Origin of the sequence: Streptococcus mitis, assembly GCF_946190375.1 — a bacterium.
GTDB classification, from domain to species: Bacteria; Bacillota; Bacilli; order Lactobacillales; family Streptococcaceae; genus Streptococcus; species Streptococcus mitis_CJ.
Genome location: NZ_CAMIAF010000175.1, coordinates 1 through 212 on the forward strand (window position 1 = coordinate 1; position 212 = coordinate 212).

Below are 212 nucleotides of genomic sequence, written 5' to 3' on the forward strand. Positions count from 1 at the left end.
GTACTTGCTGATTCTGAAGCACTTGTTGACGCTGACTCAGAAGCGCTTGTGCTTGCTGATTGGCTCGCACTTGTTGACGCTGACTCAGATGCTGATGTACTTGCTGATTGGCTCGCACTTGTTGACGCTGATTCAGAAGCCGATGTACTTGCTGACTCTGACGCACTTGTTGATGCTGACTCTGAGGCACTTGTTGATGCTGATTCAGATGC

General features: G+C 49.5%; 1 pseudogene. It reads left to right on the plus strand.

Annotated features, from left to right (window positions below):
* Positions 1-212 (plus strand): annotated as a pseudogene (locus tag N8M09_RS11160) (MSCRAMM family adhesin SdrC); the annotation flags it as partial.